This window comes from Methylomonas sp. HW2-6, assembly GCF_052474525.1.
In genome coordinates, this window is record NZ_CP184124.1 from 2,455,199 (window position 1) to 2,476,883 (window position 21,685).

Consider the following 21,685-nt stretch of genomic DNA (forward strand, 5'->3'; position numbering starts at 1 on the left):
TGCGGTGCCGCTAGCAAGCGCGGCACCGCACCGACTCGGTGCTCGGAGTTTAGAGCTCGGCTCGCCGCCCGCGATTGCGGCTCGAGGCTTAATAGTTCACTAGTTCCAGAGGTAATCACTATGCCGCATAGAGTTTTTCATAAAAGCAGTCCCGCCGCCGATATCACCAAATTGCCGAAACTCGGCATGGAAAAAAAGCATTTCATCGCCGATTTCAAACACTACTACAGCCACCGCCTCGGCCGCGACGAAAATTGCCGTTCGCCCCACTACGCCTATGAAGCGCTGTCTCTAGCCATCAGTGACCGCTTGGTTGAGCGCTGGAAGAAAACCTACAACGTTTATCGCGATTCCGATTGTAAAAAAGCGTTCTATCTGTCGATGGAATTCCTGATCGGCCGCTCGTTGAGTAACGCGATGTTGAATTTAGGCGTAGACGATGTCGTCACGCAAGCCTTGTACGATTTGGGCTTAGAAGCGGAAGAATTAGTGGAAAGCGAGCCCGATGCCGGATTGGGTAACGGCGGCCTGGGGCGGTTGGCGGCTTGTTTTATCGATAGCTGTGCCACCTTGCAATTGCCGGTCACCGGCTACGGTTTGCGTTACGAATACGGTATGTTTTCTCAGCAGATCGTCAACGGCGAGCAGATCGAGCGCCCGGACCACTGGCTGCGAATGGGCAACGTTTGGGAAATCGAGCGCCCGGAATACATGCATCGGATCAAATTCGGCGGCCGGACCCAAAGCCATATCGACGAAAAAGGCAACAAGCGTACTAGTTGGATCGATACTCACGACGTGTTGGCTATGCCATACGACACGCCGGTGCCGGGTTATAAAAACGGCACGGTCAACACTCTGCGGCTGTGGAAAGCGATTGCGACCGAAGAGTTCAATCTGCAGGAATTCAATGCCGGCGACTATGCCGAGGCGGTGGCCGAAAAAAATACGGCCGAAAACATCACGATGGTGTTGTATCCGAACGATGCCAACGAAAACGGCAAGGCTCTGCGCCTGCAACAGCAGTATCTACTGGCGTCTGCCAGTTTGCAGGACGTGATTGCCAACTGGGTCGGCCGTCACGGCAATAATTTCGCTAAATTCGCTGAGAAAAACTGTTTTCAGCTGAATGACACCCATCCCAGCATCGCTGTCGCCGAATTAATGCGTCTGTTGATGGATATTCACGGCCTGTCCTGGAAGGAGGCCTGGGGTATCACCCGCAGTACGATGGCTTATACCAACCACACCTTGTTGCCCGAAGCGCTGGAAAAATGGTCGGTGCGCTTAATGCAAACCCTGTTGCCGCGCTTGATGGAGATTATTTTTGACATCAATGCTCATTTCATGTCCGAGGTCTCGGCGCGTTGGCCTGGGGATGGCGCCCGGATGGCCCGGATGTCGATCATTGAGGAAGGTCATCAAAAACAAGTGCGCATGGCGTTTTTGGCCATTGTCGGCAGTTTTTCGGTCAATGGCGTGGCCGAACTGCATTCCAAGTTGCTGAAGGACGGCCTGTTCAAAGACTTTTACGAATTGTGGCCGCAAAAATTCAATAACAAAACCAACGGCGTAACGCCGCGGCGTTGGCTGGCAGGCTGCAACCCTGAATTGGCGCAATTGATTACCGAGACGATTGGAGACGCCTGGGTCACCGATTTGTCGCAACTTGCCAAACTCAGGCCTTATGCTGAGGATGCCGCGTTCCGCAAGAAGTGGTACGAGCTCAATCGTGCCAGTAAGCAACGACTGGTCGATTACAAGAAAGAAGAGCACGATATCGAAATCAATGTCGATGCTTTGTTCGACGTGCAAGTCAAACGCATTCACGAGTACAAACGCCAGATTCTGAATGTATTGCACGTGATCCATCTCTACGACCGGATCAAGCGCGGCGATACGGCCAACTGGGTCGACCGTTGTGTGCTGATCGGCGGCAAAGCCGCGCCCGGCTACGTGATGGCCAAAAAAATCATCAAGTTGATCAACAACGTGGCGAATGTGATCAACGACGATCCTGACGTCGGCGATAAACTGAAACTGGTGTTCATGCCGAATTACTGCGTATCGGCCATGGAAAAAATCTGCCCCGGTGCCGACCTGTCTGAGCAAATTTCGACGGCGGGTAAAGAAGCGTCCGGTACTGGGAACATGAAGTTCATGATGAACGGCGCCTTGACTATCGGTACGTTGGATGGCGCCAACATTGAAATTCGCGAGGAAGTCGGTGCTGAGAATTTTTTCCTGTTCGGCTTGACCGAAGCTGAAGTGGAGGCCTTGCGTCCGCATTACGATCCGCAGCCCTATATTAATCAGGATAGCGATCTGCAAGGAGTCATGCGCCTGCTTGAGTGCGGCCATTTCAATCAATTCGAGCCGGGCATTTTCGACGATATCATCGGTTCGATCAAAAGCCCGCACGACCCGTGGATGACGATTGCCGATTTTCGCAGCTACATTGATGCTCAACGCCGGGTGGAATTGGCCTACCGCGATCAAGAGCGCTGGACCAAAATGAGTATTATCAACACCGCCGCCAGCGGCAAGTTTTCCACGGACCGTACTATCAGCGAATACAATCGCGATATCTGGAAACTGGAACCGGTTAAGGTCGACAATTAAAGGCAGCGATGCTGGATATCGTTCTGTTCGAGCCGGAGATCCCGGCCAATACCGGCAATATTATCCGGCTTTGCGCCAATACGGGCGCACATCTGCATTTGATTCAGCCGTTGGGCTTCGATCTGGACGACAAACGGCTGCGGCGAGCCGGGCTGGATTATCACGAATGGGTGAGTATTCGCCAATATGCTTCGTTGGCGGATTACGTCGAAAAAAGCAGGCCCAAACGGTTGTTCGCGTTGACCACCAAGGGTTCGGAAGTATACAGCGAAGTCCGTTTTCAATCGGGTGACGCGCTGTTGTTCGGTCCGGAGAGTCGCGGTTTACCGATGTCGTTCCTCGCCGAACATCCGGCCCAGTACCAATTGTATCTGCCGATGCGTCAGGAAAGCCGTAGTCTGAATCTCTCCAATACTGTCGCAATCGTACTTTACGAAGCGATGAAGCAGTTGGGCTTCCCGGACGCTGTGATCAAGCCGCGTTTACCTTAACTGCCGGCTTCGGTCCTTTTCCTGATTTTAGTTCGGCGAGTTGAGACTGAGGTGGGCGAGCATATAAGCCGGGATTCTACCCGGTCGCAAATCCTAGTCTTTACCGTTCTTGTGTTTCCGATAGGTTTGCGCCGCGTAATTCTTGGCTTGGTCTTTAGATTTTTCGGAAAATAAGTTTTGATAAAATCCGCCTTTGCGGTCGGCAATCGCGCGGCAGATATCTTTGAACAGGCTGGTATTTTCGATTACCGCTCTCGGGCTGAGTCCGTGCTGGTTGGTCAAGTAATAAGACACCCCCATTAGATAGGTTTTCTCCCGGCCGTTGAGTTTGATCAGCAGCTTCTTCTGTTTGTCGTAAACGTAGTAAGAGGTGAACGCTAACAGGCCCAGGCCCAAAAATTTGGTCCACAACAGGATGTAGGAATTGTCCTCGAAAAGCGGTTGGCCCTTGTTCAGAATGGCTTCGGTTTTGGTCATGATTGTCCTCGTCGGTTGTATTCCCACATAGTAATTTAACACGCCGGTGCTGTACAAATTGCCCTGCCAAATAGGTGGCGGGCTGTAAAACTGGGCTAGGCCATCTCTGAGGCTCCAGGCGGATAGAGCGCGTCTAAGGCCGAAGCGGCGAACACTCCGCCCTGTTCAGCAGTCAAGGGCAAGCGAAATTTATTGAGTGTCGGAATAGCCTAATCGGAGAGCTGCCGAACATGTATTCGACCGAATGATGGCGGCCGATCGACATCGGTTCGACAAGTTTGGCGATTCGGCTCACGGTGAAGCTTGTTTTTGGTGCAATTTTGCCCGGCATTGCGTGGTTTTGGTGCGTTTTCCGAGTTGATTCATCGCGCAAAGGAGCAAAAAAGGCTTGGCGCGACGTATTTTTGACTTGGCATTAACTTTGCTTTAACTAAAGCGTGTGTTGTTACTCCTACCTGTTCTCAAGTGTGGACATTACGCCCTAGTTGGAAATCCAAGCAGGGCGTTTTTTTTGCGCCTCGCAATCCGGTTAGGCCGGCCGAATTAAGCTTTTTTTACGAATTCGGATTTCAACTTCATCGCGCCGATACCGTCGATCTTACAATCGATGTCGTGGTCGCCTTCGACCAAGCGGATGTTTTTGACACGGGTGCCGACTTTGACCACCAGCGACGAACCTTTAACTTTCAGGTCCTTGATTACGGTGACCGTGTCGCCGTCTTGCAGCAGATTGCCGTTGGCGTCTTTGATGACCTTGAGGTCGTCACTATGGGCGTCGGCGGCGTCCTGAGTCCATTCGTGAGCGCATAACGAGCAGACGAAATTGTTACCGTCGTGATAGGTGTATTCGGACCCGCACTGCGGGCAATTGGGTAAGTCGTTCATTGATTTCGGTCGTTCCGTTCTTGATAAAAGCTGAGCACAGCCGTATTGAGCTAGTCCTGTGCTTGTGGCAGATTGGCCTAGGCCGTTCTTCGGTGTGGCCTGCGCAGGGGCGGGTGCCGCGCCAGCAAACATCACTGCCAGCGGCGGCATCGATTGGTCAGCGGTATTTAACGTGTGGTTTGCCGTTGCCCACGCCAATCTCGCCGATGGTAAATGCGGTTTCGCCTTGCTGTTGCAATATTTGTAACGTGGCCGCTTCGTCGACGGCGGCGACGCAAACGATCATGCCGATGCCGCAGTTGAATGTTACCAGCATGTCTTCCAAGGCAACGTTGCCTTGTTGCTGTAGCCACTGAAAGATTTCCGGTAATTGCCAACTGCTCAGGTCGATATTGGCTTGCAGGCCTTCCGGCAATACTCGCGGCAAGTTCTCGGTGATACCGCCGCCGGTGATATGGGCCATGGCATGGACCGGAATCGTTTTTAGCAACTCCAGCAGCGGTTTGACGTATATCCGGGTCGGGGTCAGCAAGGTCTCACCGAGCGGTCTGCCGTTTACCTCGTCGGTCCAGGCGAGTCCGCTGCGTGCCACAATTTTACGGATTAGCGAGTAGCCGTTCGAGTGCGGACCGGAAGCGGCCAGGGCGATCAGTTTGTCGCCGGCTTGAACCAAGCTGCCGTCTATGATGCGGTCTTTTTCGACGATGCCGACGCAAAAGCCGGCCAAGTCGTAGTCGCCATCGGCGTACATGCCCGGCATTTCCGCGGTTTCGCCACCGACCAGAGCGGCGCCGGCTTGCTCGCAGCCCAGGCCTATGCCTTCGATAACGCTGGCTGCGGTATCGACCGCCAATTTGCCGGTTGCGAAATAGTCCAGAAAGAACAGCGGTTCCGCGCCTTGCACGACGATGTCGTTGACGCACATTGCCACCAAGTCGATACCGACGCTGTTGTGGATATTTAAATCCAGGGCCAGTTTCAATTTGGTGCCGACGCCATCGGTGCCGGAAACCAGCACCGGTTGTTTGTAGCGGTCCAGAGGCAATTCGAATAGCGAACCAAAGCCGCCAAGGCCGGCCATCACGCCTGCATTACGGGTTCTGGCAGCGATGGGTTTGATGCGTTCCACCAAAGCGTTGCCCGCTTCGATATCGACACCGGCACTCTTGTAATCCAGGCGGTCTTGTTGTTCGCTCAATGTTGGCCTCTTGTTAAAGTTCAGGTTGAAACGACCGATATTGTACTATATTCCGAATTAATGCTGAGTCAGGGTAGGCGAGTGAGCAAGGTTTTTATGAAACGTAAATCCGTGCGTTGGGGTTTGCTGGTATGGGGTTTGTTGGGCGGAGTCGTAACTGCCGATGCCGTTGAGGTCAAGGGGCTTTATGAAATCGAACTGGTGGCCCGCAGCCAATCGGCCGAGGACAGGCTGCAAGCTATCAAGCAGGCTATGTATGCGGTATTGAGCCGGGTGTTGGTAGCGGACGACATTTCCAAAATTCCGGCGGTGCAGCAAGCGTTGGCCAGTGCGCAAAACTATGTCAAACAATCGCAATTTTCGCTGATCGCGGCTGACGAGCAACCGGACAATGAGGCGCGCTTGATTCGGGTGCAATTCGACGAAGATCAATTGATGCAAGTCATGCGCGATAGCCATGTCGGGATCTGGAGTGAGATCCGGCCGGAAACCTTGGTCTGGCTGGTAGTCGACGAAGACGGCGTACGCCAGTTTTATAACGCCGACGCCATGCCGGAAGTGGAAAGCGCATTGGCCTTTGCCGCCAAAATCAAAGGTATTCCGATGATTTATCCGATGTTGGATCTGGAAGAGCAGCAAAAGATTTCGGTCAGCGAAGTCCTCAGTGCCGATTCGCGCAATTTGCTGGCCGTTTCCGCACGTTACGAAGTGACCTCGGTCATGGCCGGGCGCATCGCCAAAAAAGGCGGTTGCTGGCAAGGGGAATGGGCGTTTTATTTCGACGGCAAGATCAAGCAATGGAATGGCGAATGCTTGCCTTTGAAAGCGGCCGCCGTTGCCGGCGCCGAAGGCGCTTATCGAGTGCTGTCCAATTATTACGGTGTTAAGCCCTCAGCCAATCAATAAGCTGTAAAGGCCGTAGGCGCCGCCGTAGCTGATCAAAAAATAGAAAAGAGACATCACCAAGCCGGCCGTATTGTTGATGTGCAAAGCGTCTTTGAAAATCCTGCCGATAATGATCAAGTCCCACAGTAAAAACAAGCTTAGCGTCATGTAGCTGGGCGTATCTTCGGCAACGGTCACCCAAAACAGGATCGGCGCCAGGAACAGCGCCACTACGTTCTCGCAGAACAATATCGCCGACGACACTTTAATAAAATCGCCGAAAGTGCCGTTGGTTAGCAATACCAGCGCAATAAAGGCTAAAGTCAGCAAAGTCTCCAGCATCACCTCGAAAATCGAATCGATATCGTCAACCATGTTGAATTGGACGAAGAACACGATTGAGAAATAGAAAATCAGATTGTGCTTAAAGAAACGAGGTGAGGCCGGCAGATTGAGGACCGAGACATTGAGCCAGCACAGCGGAAAATACTGTCTGATGATGTCCATCGTCTCGGTGTCCTAACAGTTGTGGTTTATTCTTCCGTTTCGGAATACGGGTAGGCGTCGTAAGGGCCTCGGTAATCCTGTTGTTGTAAGTGGCTGAACTGGTCGTTCAGCGCTTGGATCAGATCCTTGCTCTGCTCAATCAGGCCGAGCAGGCGTTTCCGGTTCTTTTTGTTTCTGCCGACTGGATCGGTGATCGGCAGCAAAGTTCTCCAGAATCCCAGGCTCTTCTCGAATAAGCCGACAAGATCTTCGCTCAAGTTGAGTTGAGCTTGACGCTTCAGCAGTTGTTTTATGACGAATTTGGCATTAACCCGACTGACAATCATATGCAGCGGCGTCATGATCGCGAGCAGCGCCAGGACCATGATCGGGCCTATGATCGGGTCGAACACCAAGTCGAGTATGCCGACTGCGATTTCGGCAAACAGCAATAGCATGATAATGAAGCTCAACACGATCAAGCTCGAAGCATTGGAGCGCTCTTTCCAGGTATTCAGCGCATCTTCCACTTCAGGCATTATCACTTGATCGATGGCGAGGATGCTATTTTCCAGCGAATCCAATATCCGGTAAGAGCGGTCGTTGTTGATGTTAGCGAACCGATGATCGAACGGGGTGGTATCTCCGGATTGCGAGAGCACCACAAACTGGCCGGTGTGGATGCCAAGGTTTGCCAACCGGCGTTGCCAGGACGCGGCGATTTCCTGGCTTTTGGCTGGGTCGATACTGATCTCGGAATGATCGACGACAAACAGAAACTTATTTGAATCCTGATGGGCAACGATGGTACTGAGGGTGTCTTTGATCAATTCGGCGTCGGCTTCGAACAAATCCGTAAATACCAAAACCAGATCGGAAATACCAATTACGTAATTCCGTAACAAAGCCGAAATCTGGGATTCCTGATTGGGGTTCAGTACCGGAGCGTCTATGACTAATTTGTTTTTCAATTTGGCGCTATTGGCGGTGACTAGCTCCAAATAAGCGTTGATTTTACCGCCCTCTCCAGTCGCAGTTTGTTCGAGTACGCGGCTGATCTGGTAAAACGGCAGGCGGTGGTCGGCGTCCAGCGCGGTACCCGGTAAAGTGGCTGTGGTCGCTTGCGGCGTATATTGTAGTACTGTGAATTTGTGGCGAGAGGTATTCAGTTGCACGCCAAGATAGCGGTTGATGAATTCGGATTTGGCTGGTGAGTAGCCGCCGAGGGTGCTGACGATAGGCCACCAACTGGTTTTGCGCGCAGTGGTTTCGTCGTTCTCGATCAGGCCCAGCTCGAACTCGATTTCATCCAAGTCCTGAAATATTTTTGCGGTTTTCTGCAATATCGGGTCGTTGGCGGCGAATTGCCGCTCGAGATTGATCAGGTGCTTGCTTACCGTTTTCTCCGCCATGATACATGAACCTTATTCTACTAGTTGTGGGGTGTTCATCAGACGGCGGGAGTATACACCGATGGCTTTAATCGGAGTAAAAAAACCTGCCGCCCCAGCAACGGCAGGTCCGGGAGGCTGCGGGATGTACGAGTCGGGCGCGGTGGCTTATTCCTTGATATCCAGCTCTTTGATTTTGCGCGTCAGCGTATTACGGCCGTAACCCAGAAGTAAGGCCGCTTCGTGTTTGCGGCCGTGGGTATGGTTCAGCGCCGCCTCGATTAATAAGGTTTCCACCGACGGAATCGCATGTTTGGCGATATCGACTTTACCCGACGAGAGCTGTTGTTTGACCCAGGTTTTGAATTGGTTTTCCCAGTCGCCGTTACCGGGCTCATTTGCGCTGGTTTCGGCGTGGCTCTGGCTGAGTTCCGGCGGTAGATCCTCGATATGGATTTCCCGGCCCGATGCCATAACTGTGAGCCAGCGGCAAATGTTTTCCAATTGTCTGACGTTGCCCGGCCAACGCAAGGAACTCAGAAACGCTTCGGTATCCGGTCGCAATACTTTGATCTCGGTGTTCAGCTCTTTCGCACTTTGGTAGAGGTAATGCCGCATCAGCAAACCGATATCCTGCCGCCGCTCGCGCAACGGCGGAATATGGATGCGGATTACATTCAAACGGTGAAATAAATCCTCCCTGAACCGGCCTTGGGCGACCAGTGCCTCCAGATCCTGGTGGGTGGCGGCAATGATGCGGACGTTGACCTTGACCGAGGTGTGGGCGCCGACCGGATAAAACTCGTTATCCGCCAACACTCGCAATAGTCGGGTTTGCAATTCGGCCGGCATGTCGCCGATTTCGTCCAGAAACAAGGTGCCGTTGTTGGCCTGTTCGAAGCGGCCGATGCGGCGGGCTTGGGCGCCGGTAAAGGCGCCTTTTTCGTGGCCGAATAGTTCCGACTCCATCAAGTCCTTGGGAATCGCCGCCATGTTTAAGGCGATGAAAGGCTGGTCGGCACGCGGGCTGTGGCGGTGCAGCGCCTTCGCTACCAACTCTTTGCCGGTGCCGGATTCGCCGTTGATTAACACGGTAATGTGCGAACGGGCCAGACGGCCAATGGCGCGAAATACCTCCTGCATCGCCGGCGCCTCGCCGATGATTTCCGGCGTCTCCTGCACCCTTTCCTGTTCCTGAGTGTTATCGCTATGACGTTGCCGGCTGTGGGCGCAGGCGCGCTGTACGGTTTCGACGACTTCGGTAACGTCGAAGGGTTTGGGCAGGTATTCAAAGGCGCCGCCGTGGAATGCCGATACCGCGCTTTCCAGATCCGAGTGCGCGGTCATCACGATCACCGGCAGCTCGGGGTAGCTGTTTTGAATGTTGCGCAGCAGTTCGAAACCGTCCATGCCGGGCATCCTGATGTCGGTTATCAACACGTGCGGCAAGCCGTGGGGTAGCGATTTCAACAAATCGCCGGCATTGGAGAAGCTCTGCGTGTTGGCGCCGGCTTTCTGCAAGGCTTTTTCGAGTACCCAGCGAATGGATTTGTCATCATCGACAATCCAGACCTTGTCAGGAATTTGCATGATTTTGCTCCAAGGGTAGGTAGATGGAAAACACGGTGTGGCCGGGTTCGCTTTCGCATTCGATCAGGCCGTTGTGCTGATTGATCAAGGATTGCGCGATCGATAGCCCCAGCCCGGTTCCTTCGGCGCGGCCGGTGATCATCGGGTAAAAAATTTGTCCCATCAGCTCGGGTTTGATACCGGGGCCGTTGTCGATGATGTCTATTTTTACCGTCAGCCGGTAGCGTTTACGGCCGATCGTCATATGCCGTTGCACCCGGGTCTTGATGGTGATCTCGCCGTCGCTCTGTAACGCTTGCACCGCGTTGCGGACGATGTTCAGAATCGCCTGAATCAGCTGGTTTTTGTCGGCGAAAATCTCTGGAATGCTGGGGTCGTAGTTGGTTTCCAAGACGATGCCTTTGGTCGATTCCGCCGCAACCAGGTGGCGGACGCGTTCCAGGACTTCGTGGATGTTCAGCTGGCTCTTATTCGCCGGCTTGTTCGGGCCCAGCATTTTGTCCATTAGGTCTTGCAAGCGATCGGATTCGGCAATGATGATTTGGGTGTATTCCTTCAATTCCGGGTCTTGTAACTCCAAATCCAGCAATTGCGCCGCACCGCGCAGCCCGCCCAGCGGGTTCTTGATCTCATGAGCCAGACCGCGGACCAGCATCCGACTGGTGTTTTGCTGGGCCAGCAATTGCTCTTCCTTGGTAATGCGCAGATGGCGGTCCACTTGCTGTAGCTCAATTAATATCTCGCTGAGTTCGCCGTCTTCCAGTAACGGCGTCGCGCTGAGATTTACGGTAATCGACTGGTTAAGCCGTTCTAGGATCAGCTCTCTATCGACCAGGGGTTCCAGCATGTACAGACGCGGCAATAATTCATTAAACAAGCTGCTGTGTGCGGTTTTGAATAGTTTGTGCGCCGTGTGGCCAAGCAAATGCTTGGCGCTGTCTGCTAACAGCATTTCGCCTGCCGGGTTAATGTAGATTAATCGCAAATCCTTATCGAACAGCAGGATTGCTTCGTTTAAGTGATCGAGTATTTTTTTGTGCACTGGAAACGGATATCCTTAAAAGTCCTGTTTAGCTAAAGCAATATGTACGCCAATGTCCGGATTCTCAGGGCGGATGCACCTTGCCGGGCGAAGTTGCCTATGGTGCGCTTATTTTAGTGCATATGCTGGAGCAAAAGCACCAAAGTGGTGCGCTGTATTGCGGTCGCCGGTTTTCAGGGTGCCCGGCTTTTAAGGCTAACTGGACTTGGGAGGGGGTTACCGATCATCTCGGTGCGACTTAAATAACAAGGTTGATGCTGTTGAGTTGCCTTGTGGCCGATCAGAGTCGATAGTCAATGGTCAGCGGTGCGTGGTCGCTGAACCGCTGTTGTTTGTATATCTGCGCTGCGGCTGCCTTGTTGCCGATTCCTGGCGTGGCGATCTGGTAATCGATGCGCCATCCGACATTCTTAGCCCAAGCTTGGCCACGATTGCTCCACCACGTGTAACATTCGTCTGTGGTGTCGGGATATAAATAACGGTAGGTATCTACCCAACCGAGTTCTGCCAACACCTGTGTCATCCAGTTTCTTTCTTCCGGTAAAAATCCGGAATTTTTCTGATTGCCGCGCCAGTTTTTTAAATCGGCCGGGCGGTGGGCGATGTTCCAGTCGCCGCACACGACGACTTCGCGGCCGCTGCCGATCAAGTCGGCTAAATGGGGAAGAAATCGCTCCATGACACTGAACTTGACAGCCTGGCGCTCTGCGCTGCTGGAACCGGACGGCAGGTACAGCGAGACAATCGATAGATTGCCGACTCGAATTTCCAGATAACGGCCTTCGCTGTCGATATCAAGGTGGCCCAGGCCCTCGATGACCGTATCGGCCGGCACCTTGCTATAGATGCCGACACCGCTGTAACCCTTTTTCTCGGCGTAATGAAAGTAACCGTATAGCCCGGCGGGCCTTAACATCTCGGCGGTCAGGTTTTGGGGTTGGGCCTTGAGTTCTTGTAAGCAGACGAAATCGGCGTTTTGGTCTGCCAGCCAGTCGTAGAAACCTTTGTTGGCTGCGGAGCGAATGCCGTTCAAGTTGGCGGAAATAATGCGAAGCATGGGGACACTTTGGGATGGGTTCCGGTCGTAACGAGCGACATAAAAAACCCCGCTAAGCCTTGAAGCTTGCGGGGTTTTGAGCCGGTTTCTGCCTGCGCGAGACAGGCTTAACCTTTACAGGCTGTAGTACATATCCAGCTCAACCGGGTGAGTGCTCATGCGCAGGCGAGTTACATCTTGTTTTTTCAGTTCGATGTAGCCGTCGATCACGTCGTCGGTGAATACGCCGCCGCGGGTCAGGAACTCGCGGTCTTTGTCCAGAGCATCCAGCGCTTCGTCGAAAGAGAAGGCCACTTGCGGGATGGCTTTTTCTTCTTCTGGCGGCAAGTCGTACAAGTCTTTATCCATCGCTTCACCTGGGTGAATTTTGTTTTGGATACCGTCAAGACCGGCCATCAGCATGGCTGAGAACGCCAGGTATGGGTTAGCGGTGGAGTCAGGGAAACGAACTTCGATACGGCGACCTTTTGGGTTGGTGACGTAAGGAATCCGGATGGACGCAGAGCGGTTACGTGCTGAGTAAGCCAGCATCACAGGTGCTTCGAAGCCTGGTACCAAGCGTTTGTAGCTGTTGGTTGACGCGTTAGTAATCGCGTTCAGGGCTTTAGCGTGTTTGATGATACCGCCGATGTAGTACAGAGCGGTTTCTGACAGGCCGCCATACAGGTTGCCGGTGAACAGGTTGACGCCGCCTTTGGCCAGAGATTGGTGGACGTGCATGCCGCTGCCGTTGTCGCCGACCAGTGGTTTCGGCATGAAAGTAGCGGTTTTGCCGTAAGCGTGAGCGATGTTGGCGATGACGTATTTCAATTCCAACACTTCGTCGGCTTTTTTAACCAGGGTGTTGAATTTGGAACCGATTTCGCATTGACCGGCAGTGGCCACTTCGTGGTGGTGCACTTCGATGGTTTGACCCATTTCTTCCAGCACCAAGCACATGGCGGAACGCATGTCTTGGAATGAATCGACTGGCGGAACCGGGAAATAACCGCCTTTTACGCCAGGACGGTGGCCGATGTTGCCGTTTTCGTAAACTTTTTCCGAGTTCCAGCCGGCTTCTTCGGAGTCGATTTGGTAAGAGCAGCCGCCCATGCCGGCGCTCCAGCGTACGTCGTCGAAAATGAAGAATTCGTTTTCAGGGCCGAACAATGCGGTGTCGGCGATGCCGGTAGATTGCATGTAAGCTTCTGCGCGTTTGGCGATGGAACGCGGGTCGCGGGCATAACCTTGCATGTCTTTCGGTTCGATGATATCGCAACGCAAGATCAGCGTTTTGTCGTCGAAGAACGGATCGATTTTGGCGGTGCTGGGATCCGGCATCAGAATCATGTCGGATTCGTTAATGTGTTTCCAACCGGCGATGGAAGAGCCATCGAACATGTTGCCTTCTTCAAAGGTGTCTTCGTCGATGGTGTGCGCAGGGAAGGTGACGTGTTGTTCCTTGCCGCGGGTATCGCAGAAGCGGAAATCGACGAATTTAATGTCGTTTTCCTGAATCATTTTTAGTACGTTATCTACTGACATCGGCCAAAATCTCCTAGTGGATGGTTATTGTTTTAGGTTTAAAAAACCGGCGCTTACCATAGCATCAATTGCTAACAAGAGCCAGAAAAATCAAAGCTTCCAGCGTGCCTAAATCACCCTGGAAGCGTCTTGTGATTGCTTGTTGGCGAGCGGGGTAGAGCTTAGAAAGTCACGACCACATCGGCGGTAAACAGAAACTGGCTTTGCCGAGTGCCGTTATCGAACGCTCTGGCGTCGTCGGTAAAGTCATAACGCAAGTTTGGTCTCAGATTCAGCCATTTTGCCGGCTTGTAACTCATGCCGGCAGTTACGGCGTAGTAGCTCGAGCCTTCTTGGGTATAGCTGGCAAGGTAGTTGCCGCCGCAGGCGAAGTTGTCGCCTTGGTTAGCGGATGCGGCATAGCAGCGGCCTGGGCCGTAAACTCTGATGCCGTTGTGGTCGCGGAACCATTCGGCTCTTAAACCGGCCGATACTTTGTCGTTGACGTCGTAAATCAAATATTGGTTGATGCCATACCATTCTGCGTCGCCGTTGCCGCTGGCATCAGCTGGTATCCAAATGTTTTGGGCGAAGCCGTGGTCATGCTGAATGATGTAATGCAGCTTGTCGGTGAAATTGTGTTTGCCGACCACGCTGTACATTGACCAGCTATCGTTAACATGCTCGGCACGTTTGCCTGCAGTAGACGTAATCGCTAGAGAGGTGCCTGCGTCGTCGCTAGTCCAGGTTACGCCTCCCAGCCAGGCCCAGTTACCCAAATCGCGGTCCCAGTTACCGTCCCAGCCGCCAGTGCTGCTACCGGTAACGGCACCACCCATTACGGTCCAGTTTGGATTGAACGCATAGGTCGCTAATACCCCTGTATGGGTGAAAGGCTCGCCGTACTGCATCGTATAAGGTTTGGTGATGAAGAAATTGTCCGGCGCGGTTACGACTTCGTAACCAATCGGGGTGTAAAAGTGACCGAGTTTGACGTCGATACCGTTACCAAACGGCAGGTTGATTTCCGCATAGGCCTGGGGTAAGGCTAAGCCGTAAAAGCGCTCACCGTTACCACTCAAGCCCAAATCCCAGCTGCCGCGTTCGCTGGCTTCAAGCGTTTTAGGATCAAATCCCGGGGAGCCGTATGCTTGAGTGAAAATCGCGTCGGTTCCGTACATGGCGTCGACTCGTCCGCCGATATCGAAAGCATCGCCGCCGACAGTAACGGCTTTTTGGAAATATAGGTAGAACTGGTTGACCTGGAATTCGCCACTGCGGTCGTTGAACGTGACCGGGCCGTTAAAACCATCGCCGTTGCTGCTCATGTTCGCGCCAATGCTGGCGTTAAACCATCCGCCCAACTTCAGATTGTGGTCCTGCATGAACTTGCTTTCGTTGGGATCGATGCCGGCTGCGCTGAGCAAACCGGGAGCTTGGCTCCAGGTTTCGGCAGTGGCGCTACCGCAGCACAGCGCGATGACGGCCGCCAACGAAGTGTTCGCAGTAAGTTTGAGTGATGGAAGGATTATTTTCATAGGTTTACCTCTTGGTGTGTGACTACTGCATTAAGAATAGCATTTTTGGGGCCAATTTCATTTTAATAAAAAATCAATAAGATACGTTTGTTTGTTCCGGTTTTTTTGAACCTAAACGGTGCAATTCCGATTTTGTGATTTATTTTGGTGCGGAGGAAGTTTGCTTAGACTAATCAATCAGATGAAGAGACTTAGCGTCAATGTTTGAGTTTGTGCTTGAAGAGATGGGTCGTGGTGGTGCATGTCTGTGCCGGATGCACCATCTGAGTGCGAATCTATTTGGTTTCGGCGGGGGATTTGTAACAACCGCTTATAAATCACGGACATAAATAGTGGCATGCATCATGCTTCGTCGGTTTCGGGATTTTACTAACTGAAGCAACGAGGTGTTGAACTATGAAACTGATCACAGCGGTGGTTAAGCCGTTCAAGCTGGACGACGTGCGCGAAGCGCTGTCGGATATCGGCGTGTCGGGCGTAACGGTGACCGAGGTTAAGGGTTTCGGCAGGCAGAAGGGCCATACCGAACTGTATCGCGGCGCCGAATACGTCGTCGACTTTTTACCGAAGGCCAAGATCGAAGTTGCGGTGGCCGATGCGTTGCTCGATCAAGCTGTAGAAGCCATCGTCAAGGTCGCCAATACCGGCAAAATCGGTGACGGCAAGATTTTTGTCACTAATCTGGAGCAGGTGGTTCGAATCAGAACCGGCGAATCCGGCGAAGAAGCTCTTTAACATCAACATCAAGATGGGGAAATAAACAATGAGATATTTAACAAGCATGGCGCTGTTAGCGCTGTTTGGGCTATCCGGCGCGGCGTTTGCGCAAGAAGCTGCCGCACCGGCGGTGCAAGCCACGATTAACAAAGGCGACACCGCTTGGATGATAGTGGCCACAGTGCTGGTGGCGTTGATGGTAATACCCGGTCTGGCTTTGTTCTACGGCGGTATGGTGCGAGCAAAGAACATGCTGTCGATTTTGATGCAGGTTTTCGTGATTTTCTCGTTGACCGCGGTATTGTGGGCTACCTACGGTTATAGCGTTGCCTTCACCGAGGGCAATGCATTCTTTGGCGGATTCAGTAAAGCTTTCTTGAGTGGTATCACGCCGGACTCCATGGCAGCGACCTTTAGCAAAGGCGTTTACGTGCCCGAGTATATTTATGTGGCGTTCCAGTTGACGTTTTCGGCAATTACCCCGGCCTTGATCATCGGTGCTTTTGCCGAGCGGGTTAAATTTTCTGCGGTGCTGTTGTTTACCATTTTGTGGTTCAGCTTCTGCTACTTGCCAATGGCACATATGGTTTGGTACTGGGCCGGTCCCGATGCTTATACCGATGCCGCAGCGGCGGAAACTGCCGGGGCTACAGCCGGGTTTCTGTTCCAAAAAGGTGCGCTGGATTTTGCCGGCGGTACCGTGGTGCACATTAACGCTGGTATTGCCGGCCTAGTCGGTTGCTTGATGATCGGCAAACGTATCGGCTATGGCAAAGAATTCATCGCGCCGCATAGCGTAACGATGAACATGATCGGTGCGTCGTTGCTGTGGATAGGCTGGTTCGGCTTCAACGCCGGTTCCAACCTGGAAGCCAACGGCTTGGCGGCGATGGTGTTCTTGAACACTCTGCTGGCCGCCGCCGCCGCGACCCTGGCCTGGATGGCCGCAGAATGGCTGGTACGCGGTAAACCCAGCATGTTGGGCGCCACCTCCGGCGCGGTAGCCGGCTTGGTTGCAATTACCCCGGCTTGCGGATGGGCCGGTCCAATGGGATCGATCGTGCTGGGTCTGGTGGTCGGCGCGGTGTGTTTCTGGTCTGTCACTTACCTCAAACATGCTTTGAGCTATGACGATTCGTTGGATGCCTTCGGCGTGCACGGTATCGGCGGCATCATCGGCGCGTTGGGTACTGCCGTTGTCGCCAGCCCGGCGTTGGGCGGTTCCGGAGTATGGGATTATGTTACCAATGCTACGGCACCGGACTATAGCATTTTGACCCAGCTCGGCAGCCAAGCCTGGGGTGTTGGCGTCGCCATTGTCTGGTCCGGCGTCGTATCGTTCATCGCTTTCAAAATTGCCGATGTAGCACTGGGTTTGCGAGTCAGCGAAGCCACCGAACGCGAGGGTCTGGACGTTACCGAGCACGGCGAGACCGCTTACCACAGTTAATTGCTACGCGTACCGAAATGCTTGAGGGAACGGGCGATCAATTACAGGTCGCCCGTTTCAGTTAGCTCGGGATGTCTTGTCAGTAACGCGGCTGGCTAAATTGTAGGTTGCGGCGGAATTCTTTATCATTGGCCGCAACTGTCACGAAACAGCACGTTAACCATTCGATTTTTTGGGGATAGCATGAAACTAATTACAGCAATCATTAAACCGTTCAAATTGGACGACGTTAGAGAGGCCTTGTCCGAAATCGGCGTGGCCGGTGTGACGGCGACAGAAGTCAAAGGCTTCGGCCGGCAAAAAGGCCACACCGAACTGTACCGCGGTGCCGAGTACGTGGTGGATTTTCTGCCCAAGGTGAAATTGGAGATTGCGGTGGCCGACCAGATTGTCGACCAAGCCGTGGAAACCATCGTCAAGGCTGCCAATACCGGCAAAATCGGCGACGGTAAAATCTTCGTTACCAATCTGGAGCAAATCATACGAATCAGAACCGGCGAGACCGGGGAAGACGCGATTTGATACACCGATAATAATCAGAAAGTCGGGCGTAAGATCGGCAAAAATCGCCCTGGTCTGCGGGTAAAACGTAGACCAGGGCGATTTTGTTGTTTATAGCCCGTCAAAAAACAACACAACAATATTCGTGATAGACCATGACAACAATTATAAGAGCGTTAACGCTCATCGCCTCCACCTGGGCATTACCCGTTTCGGCGTTCGCCGATGAATTAAACCAGGCCAACACCGCCTGGGTTCTCACCTCCACCGCGTTGGTCTTGTTCATGACCATACCGGGCTTGTCGCTGTTTTACGGCGGTCTGGTCAGAAGCAAAAACGTGCTGTCGGTGTTAATGCAGTGTTTTTCGATTACCTGTTTGGTTTCTTTGCTCTGGCTGGCCGGTGTTTACAGCTTTATCTTCGCCGACGGCGGCGATTGGCAGCCGTGGTTGGGTGGCGCCTCCAAGATCTTTCTGCCGGATATGGGCATCCGCAGTTTGACCGGCGACATCCCGGAAACCGTGTTTTTCATGTTCCAAATGACGTTCGCGATCATCACGCCGGCACTGATCGTCGGCGCCTTTGCCGAACGCATGAAATTTTCGGCGATGCTCTGGTTCAGCGGGTTGTGGCTGGTTTTCGTCTACATGCCGATTTGCCACTGGATTTGGGGTAACGGCTGGTTGGCGGCGCTGGGCGCTAAGGACTTCGCCGGCGGCATCGTGATTCATGTCAATGCCGGGGTTGCGTCGCTGGTTGCGGCATTGGTGTTGGGCCGGCGCAAAGGTTTTCCGACCGTGGCGATGCCGCCGCACAATATGACGATGGTGGTTACCGGCGCCGGCATGCTTTGGTTCGGTTGGTTCGGTTTCAACGGCGGTAGTGCGCTGAAGTCGGACGGGTCGGCCGGAATGGCGATTGTCGTGACCCATATCGCGGCGGCGGCCGGCGCCTTGACCTGGATGACGATCGAATGGCTGCGTTATAGTAAACCCAGCGTTTTGGGCATCGTTACCGGCATGGTGGCCGGGTTGGGCACCATTACGCCGGCCTCCGGCTTCGTTGGGCCTATCGGCGGCTTGATAATCGGCGTGGTCGCGGGCGGCGTCTGCTTCTATGCCACCCAATTCGTCAAGCGTCGCTTGAAAATCGATGATTCGTTGGACGTGTTTCCGGTACACGGCGTCGGCGGCTGCGTCGGCTCCGTTCTCACCGGCGTGTTTGCGGCCGAGAGTTTCGGTGGGCTGGGGCTGAACGGCGTCAGCATCGGTCACCAAGTGGCAATCCAGACCCTGGCGGTGCTGGTGACCGCCGCCTGGAGCGGTGTTTTCAGTTACGGCTTGTTGAAGATTTTGGATGTGCTGATCGGTCTGCGGGTCACAGACGATGAAGAGCAGCAAGGCCTGGATATCGTGCTGCACGAAGAGACCGGCTACCACAATCTGTAAACTGCGGCATTGCAGGTTAGAATAACCGGCTGACTCAACAGGCGGGGTGTGCCAACACCCCGCTACCGCTATTTTAAGCCGAGATTTCCATGCCAATCACACTCCAAGCTCTGGAACCCATCATTCGCGCCGCCGGCAGTGTGGCGATGAATTATTTCAACGATCTGCCCAATCTGGCCGTCAACAAAAAAAGCGCGCGCGATTTAGTGACCGACGCTGACGTTGCCGTCGAAAATTATCTGAAACAAGCGCTGACCGAACATTGCCCGGAATACGGTTTCTGGGGCGAGGAGAGCGGTCAGACCGCCAATCAAACCAGTCGCTGGATCGTCGATCCGATTGATGGCACCCATTCCTTTTCCAAGGGCCAATATTTCTGGGGCATCAGCGTTGCGTTGGAAATCGACGGCGAACTGATCATGGGCATAGTCTACGGCCCTGCTTTAGACGACTATTACTGCGCCGAGAAAGGCAAGGGCGCCTGGAAAAACGGCAAACCGATCCGGGTCTCCGACGAAACCGACCTCGGCGCCAGCATGGTCTCGACCGGTTTTGCCTGCCTGCGCCAATATCTTACCGACAACAATCTGGCGCGCTTCGCCCGCATCGCCCAAGCTACCACCGGCCAACGCCGTCTGGGTTCGGCCGCATTGGATTTATGCACCGTCGCCGATGGCCAAGTCGATGCGTTTTGGGAGCAGGAATTGAATCTGTACGACGTCGCCGGCGGCGCCCTGGTCGTGATGGAAGCCGGCGGCACCGTCACCGATTTCGCCGGCAATCCCGGCGTGTTTCCCAAACAAATCCTGGCCACCAACGGCAAATTGCTCGATCAAATCTTGCCGTTGATGTAGCTAGCGGTGACGGTCAGGCTGGTTTGGTATCGGCTAATCCCGCAATACCGCATTGCGCCGGTCGGCTTGTTTCAGTACGCCGCCCAGGATCCACATCTGGTACATCGACACGGTCCACATGAAGGCGAAGGAGATGCCAAGCCCGGCGCCGGCGACGATGATCAGCCAGGCGAAGTGCGGGTTTAACTTGGTCAGCCACCAGGAGGCGATGTCGACCAGCAAAAACAAATAGGGCATGACGATGGCCGGATACTTGTATTTGCACGGTACGCCGGTGCTGAAGCTAAAGATCAGGCCGACGAACATGAAAATAAAACTGATGCCGAACAAATGAATGTGGGACAGCCGGGTCAACGAGGCAAAGGTGGCGCCTTCGTTGGATTCGGATACCTTTTTCAGGTTTTCGAATTTGGAAAAATCCGGTAACGAGCCGGCATTGGCGTTGTGACACATCACGCAGTTCTTTTCGACGATGGGTTTGATGTCGGCGTTATAAGACGCTTCGGCGGCCCCGTCGCGCACCCACTGGATAATCTTGAACCGATCCTGGTCCGGTGCGTTCATTTTCATCGAGCCGTTCAGTTTCGATTCCAGTACCGAACCCGAGCGATCGCCGTAGTAACTGTAGACGATGTCGTCCAGCGACAAGCCGAACTTGCCGTCGGCCATGCCGTGAGTGAACAAGATTTGGGTCAGCGCCATCAAGTAACCGGCGCCGATGGTGACCAGATAGCCGGTGAACAGCAACTTGATACATGTGCCGAAGCTGACTAGATTCGCGCCTTTGTAGGCATATTTAACGGGAATATTGGGTTCGGTCGACATAGGTTGTCCGGTCGCTGAGTTGACGGAGCAGGCGTGAATGGGCGGCCGCGATTTGCGGCCGCCCGGCCAGCCTGGTTACTTTTTGACGTTTTGGTAGAAAAAGCCTAGTTCATTGATCTCGTCTTCGCTGAGCGATTCGGCTAGCAAACGCATCCTGCTATAGATGTCGTTACGGCGGCTACCGGTTTTAAAAGCCTTTAAGGTCGCGACCAAATATTCGGCATTTTGGCCGGCCAGGGCCGGGATATCCATTTCCTGGCCTTGACCGTTACCGCCGTGGCAAACTTCGCATGGCGGCAAAATCCGGTCGCTGCTGCCTGCCGAAACCAGCTTTTCCGCCAGTTCATAGACCATCGGGCTGCGCGATTTGAATGCCGGCGGCCGGGTAGAAAACCACGCCGCCAAGTCGGCCGCATCCTGCTTGCTTAGCGATTTGGCCAAGCCCGACATCATCGGATTGTCGCGGCTGCCGTCGGCGTAATCGCGCAACTGCTTGTACAGGTAGGTCGGTAGCTGGCCGGCCAGCGATGGCGTGCCGGGCATCGTGCTGATGCCGTTTTCGCCGTGGCAAGCCGCACAGGTTTTGGCCAGTTCCTGGCCTTTCTGCGGGTTGCCGGCTTTGGCAAAGTTCAGCTCCGCGGCGGTCCAGGCCACTTGCGACGACGGTTGCGCCGCCAATGCGCTCGGCAACAGCAAGACTGTAGTGAGTATCAGTTTTTTCATGA

Annotated in this window: 20 protein-coding genes; 8 read left to right on the forward strand and 12 right to left on the reverse strand. The window is 53.8% G+C overall.

What is annotated here, in order from left to right:
- Window positions 1–120: 120 nt before the first annotated feature.
- Together ACH518_RS12205 and trmL are read left to right on the forward strand one after the other, a co-directional pair.
- Window positions 121–2,622, forward strand: coding sequence for a glycogen/starch/alpha-glucan phosphorylase (locus ACH518_RS12205; RefSeq protein WP_445370280.1), 2,502 nt, complete (start codon window positions 121–123; stop codon window positions 2,620–2,622).
- A gap of 8 nt (window positions 2,623–2,630) precedes the next feature.
- A complete protein-coding gene (trmL, locus tag ACH518_RS12210) occupies window positions 2,631–3,113 on the forward strand; it encodes a tRNA (uridine(34)/cytosine(34)/5-carboxymethylaminomethyluridine(34)-2'-O)-methyltransferase TrmL (RefSeq protein ID WP_445370281.1) in 483 nt (160 codons plus the stop codon).
- Between the two features lie 93 nt (window positions 3,114–3,206).
- Here the strand turns inward: trmL and ACH518_RS12215 are convergent, their stop codons facing one another.
- From ACH518_RS12215 to purM, 3 genes are all read right to left on the reverse strand, one after another.
- Window positions 3,207–3,590, reverse strand: coding sequence for a hypothetical protein (locus ACH518_RS12215; protein ID WP_445370282.1), 384 nt, complete (start codon window positions 3,588–3,590; stop codon window positions 3,207–3,209).
- Between the two features lie 543 nt (window positions 3,591–4,133).
- Entirely contained in the window at window positions 4,134–4,475 is a 342-nt protein-coding gene (locus ACH518_RS12220; RefSeq protein WP_278212351.1) for a zinc ribbon domain-containing protein YjdM, read from the reverse strand.
- A 157-nt stretch (window positions 4,476–4,632) separates the two neighbouring features.
- On the reverse strand, window positions 4,633–5,673 hold the full coding sequence (gene purM / locus ACH518_RS12225; protein WP_445370283.1) for a phosphoribosylformylglycinamidine cyclo-ligase: 1,041 nt from the start codon (window positions 5,671–5,673) through the stop codon (window positions 4,633–4,635).
- A 96-nt stretch (window positions 5,674–5,769) separates the two neighbouring features.
- Between purM and ACH518_RS12230 the strand changes: the two genes are divergently transcribed.
- Window positions 5,770–6,579 carry a DUF2066 domain-containing protein gene (locus ACH518_RS12230; protein WP_445370284.1) on the forward strand — a complete coding sequence of 270 codons (810 nt, stop codon included), beginning with the start codon at window positions 5,770–5,772 and terminating at the stop codon, window positions 6,577–6,579.
- On the opposite strand, the gene ACH518_RS12235 is transcribed toward ACH518_RS12230, so the two are convergent.
- From ACH518_RS12235 to ACH518_RS12265, 7 genes are all read right to left on the reverse strand, one after another.
- A complete protein-coding gene (locus tag ACH518_RS12235; RefSeq protein ID WP_445370285.1) occupies window positions 6,565–7,065 on the reverse strand; it encodes a hypothetical protein in 501 nt (166 codons plus the stop codon). The two genes, ACH518_RS12230 and ACH518_RS12235, sit on opposite strands and share 15 nt — an antisense overlap.
- 26 nt (window positions 7,066–7,091) lie before the next feature.
- Window positions 7,092–8,456, reverse strand: coding sequence for a hypothetical protein (locus tag ACH518_RS12240; protein WP_445370286.1), 1,365 nt, complete (start codon window positions 8,454–8,456; stop codon window positions 7,092–7,094).
- A 147-nt stretch (window positions 8,457–8,603) separates the two neighbouring features.
- The gene (gene ntrC, locus ACH518_RS12245) at window positions 8,604–10,025 is read right to left on the reverse strand and encodes a nitrogen regulation protein NR(I) (protein ID WP_445370287.1); all 1,422 of its coding nucleotides are present in this window, start codon (window positions 10,023–10,025) and stop codon (window positions 8,604–8,606) included.
- Entirely contained in the window at window positions 10,012–11,067 is a 1,056-nt protein-coding gene (gene glnL / locus ACH518_RS12250; protein ID WP_140913259.1) for a nitrogen regulation protein NR(II), read from the reverse strand. The genes ntrC and glnL overlap by 14 nt, the downstream gene beginning before the upstream one ends.
- A gap of 280 nt (window positions 11,068–11,347) precedes the next feature.
- Window positions 11,348–12,124 carry an exodeoxyribonuclease III gene (locus ACH518_RS12255; RefSeq protein WP_445370288.1) on the reverse strand — a complete coding sequence of 259 codons (777 nt, stop codon included), beginning with the start codon at window positions 12,122–12,124 and terminating at the stop codon, window positions 11,348–11,350.
- A gap of 114 nt (window positions 12,125–12,238) precedes the next feature.
- Complete coding sequence (gene glnA, locus ACH518_RS12260) at window positions 12,239–13,648, reverse strand: glutamate--ammonia ligase (protein ID WP_140913261.1); 1,410 nt, start codon at window positions 13,646–13,648, stop codon at window positions 12,239–12,241.
- Between the two features lie 161 nt (window positions 13,649–13,809).
- Complete coding sequence (locus ACH518_RS12265) at window positions 13,810–15,165, reverse strand: porin (protein ID WP_278212345.1); 1,356 nt, start codon at window positions 15,163–15,165, stop codon at window positions 13,810–13,812.
- Between the two features lie 396 nt (window positions 15,166–15,561).
- On the opposite strand from ACH518_RS12265, the gene ACH518_RS12270 reads away from it, so the two are divergent.
- From ACH518_RS12270 to ACH518_RS12290, 5 genes are all read left to right on the forward strand, one after another.
- Window positions 15,562–15,900 (forward strand): P-II family nitrogen regulator, encoded by a 339-nt coding sequence (locus ACH518_RS12270; protein WP_064024325.1) that lies wholly within the window; start codon window positions 15,562–15,564, stop codon window positions 15,898–15,900.
- Between the two features lie 28 nt (window positions 15,901–15,928).
- Window positions 15,929–17,332, forward strand: a complete 1,404-nt coding sequence (locus tag ACH518_RS12275) for an ammonium transporter (protein WP_445370289.1) — start codon at window positions 15,929–15,931, stop codon at window positions 17,330–17,332.
- A 183-nt stretch (window positions 17,333–17,515) separates the two neighbouring features.
- Complete coding sequence (glnK, locus tag ACH518_RS12280) at window positions 17,516–17,854, forward strand: P-II family nitrogen regulator (RefSeq protein ID WP_140913263.1); 339 nt, start codon at window positions 17,516–17,518, stop codon at window positions 17,852–17,854.
- Window positions 17,855–17,988: 134 nt separating this feature from the next.
- On the forward strand, window positions 17,989–19,281 hold the full coding sequence (locus tag ACH518_RS12285; RefSeq protein ID WP_140913264.1) for an ammonium transporter: 1,293 nt from the start codon (window positions 17,989–17,991) through the stop codon (window positions 19,279–19,281).
- 89 nt (window positions 19,282–19,370) lie between these two features.
- The gene (locus ACH518_RS12290) at window positions 19,371–20,135 is read left to right on the forward strand and encodes an inositol monophosphatase family protein (protein ID WP_278212343.1); all 765 of its coding nucleotides are present in this window, start codon (window positions 19,371–19,373) and stop codon (window positions 20,133–20,135) included.
- Window positions 20,136–20,168: 33 nt separating this feature from the next.
- On the opposite strand, the gene ACH518_RS12295 is transcribed toward ACH518_RS12290, so the two are convergent.
- A complete protein-coding gene (locus ACH518_RS12295; RefSeq protein ID WP_186289627.1) occupies window positions 20,169–20,960 on the reverse strand; it encodes an elongation factor-1 alpha in 792 nt (263 codons plus the stop codon).
- Between the two features lie 75 nt (window positions 20,961–21,035).
- The gene (locus ACH518_RS12300) at window positions 21,036–21,683 is read right to left on the reverse strand and encodes a c-type cytochrome (RefSeq protein ID WP_186289628.1); all 648 of its coding nucleotides are present in this window, start codon (window positions 21,681–21,683) and stop codon (window positions 21,036–21,038) included.
- Window positions 21,684–21,685 lie beyond the last annotated feature (2 nt).